The organism is Wolbachia endosymbiont of Drosophila bicornuta, from assembly GCF_028982105.1.
Lineage (GTDB): Bacteria > Pseudomonadota > Alphaproteobacteria > Rickettsiales > Anaplasmataceae > Wolbachia > Wolbachia pipientis.
This window is the reverse complement of record NZ_JAPQLF010000134.1, coordinates 2,728-8,344: the sequence shown is the minus strand read 5'-3', so window position 1 is coordinate 8,344 and position 5,617 is coordinate 2,728. Positions and strand designations below refer to the sequence as shown.

5 protein-coding genes and 1 pseudogene are annotated in these 5,617 nt (G+C 34.8%); 4 read left to right on the top strand and 2 right to left on the bottom strand.

What is annotated here, in order from left to right:
* Both OZD68_RS05875 and OZD68_RS06830 read right to left on the bottom strand, forming a co-directional pair.
* Positions 1-814: IS4 family transposase (locus OZD68_RS05875; protein WP_275008717.1), on the bottom strand; the 814-nt coding region annotated here is incomplete at its 3' end.
* 72 nt (positions 815-886) lie between these two features.
* Positions 887-1,493 (bottom strand): annotated as a pseudogene (locus OZD68_RS06830) (transposase); the annotation flags it as partial.
* A gap of 357 nt (positions 1,494-1,850) precedes the next feature.
* On the opposite strand from OZD68_RS06830, the gene OZD68_RS05865 reads away from it, so the two are divergent.
* The 4 genes from OZD68_RS05865 (at position 1,851) to OZD68_RS05850 (ending at position 5,585) form a co-directional block, all read left to right on the top strand.
* On the top strand, positions 1,851-2,960 hold the full coding sequence (locus OZD68_RS05865; RefSeq protein ID WP_182309501.1) for an outer membrane protein assembly factor BamB family protein: 1,110 nt from the start codon (positions 1,851-1,853) through the stop codon (positions 2,958-2,960).
* A complete protein-coding gene (gene lpdA / locus OZD68_RS05860; protein WP_182309502.1) occupies positions 2,953-4,332 on the top strand; it encodes a dihydrolipoyl dehydrogenase in 1,380 nt (459 codons plus the stop codon). Before OZD68_RS05865 ends, lpdA begins: the two co-directional genes overlap by 8 nt.
* A 2-nt stretch (positions 4,333-4,334) precedes the next feature.
* Positions 4,335-5,264 (top strand): tyrosine recombinase XerC, encoded by a 930-nt coding sequence (locus OZD68_RS05855; RefSeq protein ID WP_182309503.1) that lies wholly within the window; start codon positions 4,335-4,337, stop codon positions 5,262-5,264.
* 99 nt (positions 5,265-5,363) lie between these two features.
* Positions 5,364-5,585, top strand: coding sequence for a hypothetical protein (locus OZD68_RS05850; RefSeq protein WP_275009241.1), 222 nt, complete (start codon positions 5,364-5,366; stop codon positions 5,583-5,585).
* Positions 5,586-5,617: the final 32 nt, after the last annotated feature.

Below are 5,617 nucleotides of genomic sequence, written 5' to 3'. Positions count from 1 at the left end.
TATACTGTTCTTCAGTTAGTTTCTGACATATAATTCTTACTCTAATTTTTGCTTCTTTTCCTAACAATACCTCGTTTTCTAAAAATAACTTATCCTCTAAACATTCTAATAACTCCATTTTTTGATTTGTTTCTACATCATATATGTTGGTATCGGATTTATAACGACTTATGAAATAAGCTCCTATTTCATTGATTTGTTTAAAAGAACTTGGCACAAAATAACCGAGATCAGATATTAGCAAATCATTGCTTAATATATTACTTAAATGTTTCCTATATCCCTGGTCTGATCTTACCCACTCCGTTAAATTAAGTTGGTCTATTATCTGATTCATGTAGTCGAAAACTAATTGTAACTTTATTCCAGACTTAGTATTGCTTTCATAGCCACTGTAGCTAGTACCATAACCTTTATACATCTCTTCCATACTGTTAGGTAGAGTAACATAGCTACTGTCCAATAATTTAACACTATTAAATTGCTGTAAGATTTTGCAATCAACTTGCAAGATATTTTTAAAGAGAATCACAGATTCATTATACATCCTTTTCATAAATTCCACTGCTTCTTCAGTAAATCTAAAATCCAAACCTTGTTTTGTTATATCTATCGAGTCCTCGTTTAGTAATTGACACATTGTTTCTACGCTACAATTATCAACTCCTATATTACCCAAGACCATGGCTTTTACGCATGATGAACCTTTTAGCTTTCTCTTTCTTTTTATAAACCTTGTTGTAATTGAGATTTCCTCTGCTTTTTCATTAAAAAATTCTTTGAGCTTTTTTGATAAGCAAGTTATTTTATTCATTGGTTCTCTCACTAAAAGTATATCTTGGAGAACTTATACCTTATTATTCTATCTCTTTCATACCTTTATTTCCTTAACTTGACGCTTATGGTCATATGCTCTGTCTGCATATAGTGCTTTTATGGCATGCTGAAAATTAACTCCTTTAAGTAAATCGCAAGCTCCATAGTGATCAGACCGTTACTGTATTTTGCAGCTATGGCTTTTTTGCTGTTTATATTCAACATTACATGCAATTTTCTTGTCTGTTCATAGCCACGATATTTTCTATCAGCGCTATTTTCCTTGCTGTGTGTTGTTATAAATGCTGATGCTCGTGCTATCTATGGCAATTTCGATATCTTCCATATTATTTTTATCAATTCTGCAATCATTGATCTTAATATTAAGTTTTTTTTGAAGCTTGCGAATAGCTGATAACTGCCAAATCTCTTCCTATTTGTTGCAAATATCCTTTTATAAACCCGACTGTTTGTCTTAAGCCAATTCTAAAAAGATTAACGATTATATGCACTAAAATCACAACTTTATCACTATAAATATAGTTGCCGCCCTGCATTTTTGGACTATTTTCATACCAATTTTCGATAGCTTTATCGATGTAACGAAAAATATTTCCTCTTTTTCCTAGAAATTTGTTATATTCATGACAGTTACTAACTCTCATTTTTTGTGGCATATTTTTTCTTCAACAGTTAAATAGCTATTTATAATGAATTTTGTCAGTAGCCACCAGATTTTTTCAGTTGCTATGCAACAAAGCTATCCCAGTGTCAAGCACTGGGATGACAGGAAAAGAGGCTATTTGGATGACATCTTTCTTCTTGGTATAAATTATTTTATATCTCAATGTTCATACAGCTATGCACGTTGCTGCATAGTGGATGAGGTGTACTACCTCTAAGAATATACATTATCTCACATAATAATATAATATTTCGTTCATAAATCAACGTTTTTAACATGCAGCAAGAACATTTCCGTTGTAATTAAGGTTCTTAAGATGTATATTAATGAATCTTGTTTTCAATAAATAATGAAAGTAATAATTGTCATGATAATGTTATTGTGTAGCAGTTACACAATGGCAAGCGAGAGAATAAGTCTAGTGGATAAAAAACTATCTCAAGGATATGTAGCTCCAGTGCTTATAGAAAATAGCGTTATTTTATCAGACAAGCACGGCGCTTTATATTCCTTTGATATTGATAACTCAAAGGCTATGAATTGGAAATTACACCTCTCACATAGGAAAAAAATTGGTAACATGAGCCTATCACATTATGAAAAAAATGTTTTCTTTATAGTGGATAACACTTTACACGCAATAGGCGCAAAAACTGGCAAGATTGAGTGGGAAAAAGAATTGAGAGCTCCAGTAAGAGGAAAAGCAGCAGTAATAAATAATAAATTGGTAGTATTGACTATTGATAATTATCTGTACGTGTTTGATATAAAAGATGGCAGCTCCGCTTGGGCTTATCAAAACGGTATCAATGAGGTTCGAGGTTTGTATTCCGTATCGCCAACAACTTCTAACGATAAAATAATAGCACCATTTTCAAATGGTGAGTTAATAGCTTTTAATGAAGATGGTAAAAAATTGTGGAGCCAAAAATTGGCTACAAACCTTTTGGATACACAGCTCACAGATGTAACTACTACACCGAGAGTGCTTTGCGATACTTTAATAGCTACAAATAATTCTTATATTTATGGTATTGACGTAAAATCAGGAAATATTTTATGGTCAAAGTCACTGCAAGTAAAAAGTGTATCAGACATTGAGTCATATTATAGTCCTCTTATTCCTGCAGAGAAACAAAAAGAAGGCGGAAGAATTTTTATAGTTACTAAAGATGATAAAATAATTGGCCTGGATATAAAAAATGGAGAAATAGTCTGGGCATCTGATTTAATAGAAAATACGCAACTATTTGCTCCAATTATGCATGCCCATACACTGTGGGTGACAAGCAATAAAAGTTCAATGTTTGCTTTTCAGGGATCTGAAAGTGCAGGAAAGGTAGTAAAAGTACCTGGTAATGTGTTTCACACTCCAGTGTTTACTCGCAATAAGATATATGTAACAACTGAGGGAAAAGGTGTTTATTCTTTAGAAAATAGGTTTGTTTTTTATGACTGATTATGATTTAATTGTTATAGGTGGTGGGCCAGGAGGCTATAAGTGCGCTATCGCTGCTGCAAAACTTGGATTGAAAGTTGCCTGTATAGATAAAAATAGCATTTTTGGTGGCACATGCCTCAGAGTTGGGTGCATACCCTCCAAAGCATTGCTCCATTCTTCCTATCAGTATGCTCACACGAAAAATGATCTGTCGAAGCTTGGCATAAAAATTAAGGACGCAAGTTTCGATTTAAAAGAAATGCTAGGTTATAAGGACGCCAGAGTTCAGGAACTTGGAAAAGGTATAGAATATCTGTTTAACCTTCACAAAATCACTAAAATCAATGGGCTTGCTTCTTTTGACCAAGGTAATCTTGAAGTTTCAGTTGAAGGTAAGGTGCTGAAGACAAAAAATATAGTAATTGCAACCGGTTCTGACGTTATTTCTTTGCCAGGAATTAATATCGATGAGAAAGACATTATTTCTTCCACCGGTGCACTATCTTTAACCGAAGTACCAAAAAAACTTGTCGTAATCGGAGCTGGGGCAATAGGGCTTGAAATGTCTTCTTTATGGAGGAGGCTAGGGTCTGAAGTCACTGTAGTAGAATTTTTTGACAGAATCGCTGCAGCAATGGATGGAGAATTAAGTAAGTCTCTACTTTCTAGTCTACAAAAACAAGGAATAAAATTTTTACTTAGCACTAAAGTTGAGGAGATAAAACAAAGTAGTAATTCTTTGAGTGTGAAAGTTTGCTCTGTAAAAGATAATCAAACAAACACTATAGAGGCGGATAAGGTATTGGTGGCAGCAGGACGCAAACCATGCACTGAGAATCTTGGTATTGATGAAAAAATAGAAAAAGATAATCGCGGTTTCGTTCAAGTTAACAACAGATATGAAACTAATGTGAAAGGAATATTTGCTATTGGTGATGTGATCGGTGGAGCAATGCTTGCTCATAAAGCAGAGGAAGAAGGAGTCGCAGTTGCAGAGATAATAGCAGGACAGTCACCTCACGTTGATTATGGAATCATACCATCTGTCATTTACACTCACCCTGCGGTTTCTTCAATCGGTAAAACTGAAGAGGAGTTGAAAAGTGTTGGCCGTAAGTACAAAGTTGGTAAATGTCAATTTGCTGCAAACGGCAGAGCAAAAATAACTGATGATGCTGAAGGATTCGTGAAAGTGCTGACTTGTAGCAGGGCAGATACAATACTAGGTGTGCATATCATAGGAGCATACGCTGACACGCTAATCAACGAAGCAGCGGTTGCAATGGCATATGGCGCAGCAGCAGAGGATATATACAGAATTTGTCACTCTCATCCTGATATAAATGAAGCCTTTCGAGATGCGTGCATCGATGCTTTCTTTAAAAAATAATTGTGGACCTCGGTTCAATCATTGAAAAATGGTATGAGTGGCTGAGGTGCAACAGATCTTATTCACCAAACACTTTGGAATCATACATGAGGGACTTGAAGGATCTTATAAGTTTCCTAAATACTCACATTGGTGGAGAAGTAAATGTTGGTACTCTGAAAAATTTAAGCATACCTGAGTTAAGAAGTTGGCTTACCTCTCGTTACGCAAGAGGTGTAAACGCAAGATCCAACACTCGAGCACTCTCAGTAATCAGAAATTTCTTCAAGTACATAAAAAATAACCACAATATAGACAATGAAGCTGTATTTTCCTTATCAAGGCCAATTCAGAGAAGAACTCTGCCCAAAGCATTATCAATACCTAATATAAAAACTTTATTGAAAGAAACGAAACTATCCGACCTGGGTGAACCTTGGGTGGTAAAAAGAGAAATTGCGATTATCGTCCTGCTATATGGTACAGCCTTAAGAATCAGTGAAGCGTTGAACCTTAGGGTTAGTGATATTAACAATGAAAGTTTAATAGTAACAGGTAAGGGAGATAAACAAAGGCAGGTATTCATTCTTCCGGTAGTAAAAAAATGTATACAGGAATATGTAAAAGCCTGTCCTTATCTTGGCATTAATGATGAAGCACAATATCTTTTTTTGGGAGTAAGAGGAAAAAAATTGGGAAGAACTTATGTGGCCAATCGTTTGCAAAAAATAAGGAGGATGTTAAATTTACCAGAAATTTTATCTCCACATGCATTTCGCCATAGTTTTGCTACTCATTTGCTTCAGGAAGATATTGACATAAGATCAATACAACAACTGCTTGGTCACTCAAGCCTGGAAACTACTCAAATTTACACTCACCTCAATTATCAAGATGTTTTTAACATGTACAAAAATTTTCAGCAGGGCCTGGAGAAGAAATCAAAACTTTAACTTCGTTCTAAACCACAAAGCTGAGTGCTTTCAACATCACTAAGTATTGTGTTTGCTTTATATATAGCTCTTTTTACAATAATCCGAACAGATCATAATATGCTACTGCTCTACCATAGCCATAAGCACATATCTTATCCTATTCGGACTATTGCGAGAAGTGTTATAACTCATGATATATACAGGACCATTAATAACCTTGTGATGCAAAAAAAGCTTATTATTTCTTCTATAGGCGTAACTATTCACAAAGTTGCACCACCTGTCCCCAGTGTGCATGGAGGTGTTTTCTTTACTTATCGTAATGCGTTGCAAGAATGATTTATAGCTCTTTTTACAATAATCCGAACAGA

Bases quoted from the DNA above. Each gene is read 5' to 3' on its own strand.
- OZD68_RS05865 (WP_182309501.1), top strand. From the start codon at position 1,851: ATGAAAGTAATAATTGTCATGATAATGTTATTGTGTAGCAGTTACACA.
- lpdA (WP_182309502.1), top strand. From the start codon at position 2,953: ATGACTGATTATGATTTAATTGTTATAGGTGGTGGGCCAGGAGGCTAT.
- OZD68_RS05850 (WP_275009241.1), top strand. From the start codon at position 5,364: ATGCTACTGCTCTACCATAGCCATAAGCACATATCTTATCCTATTCGG.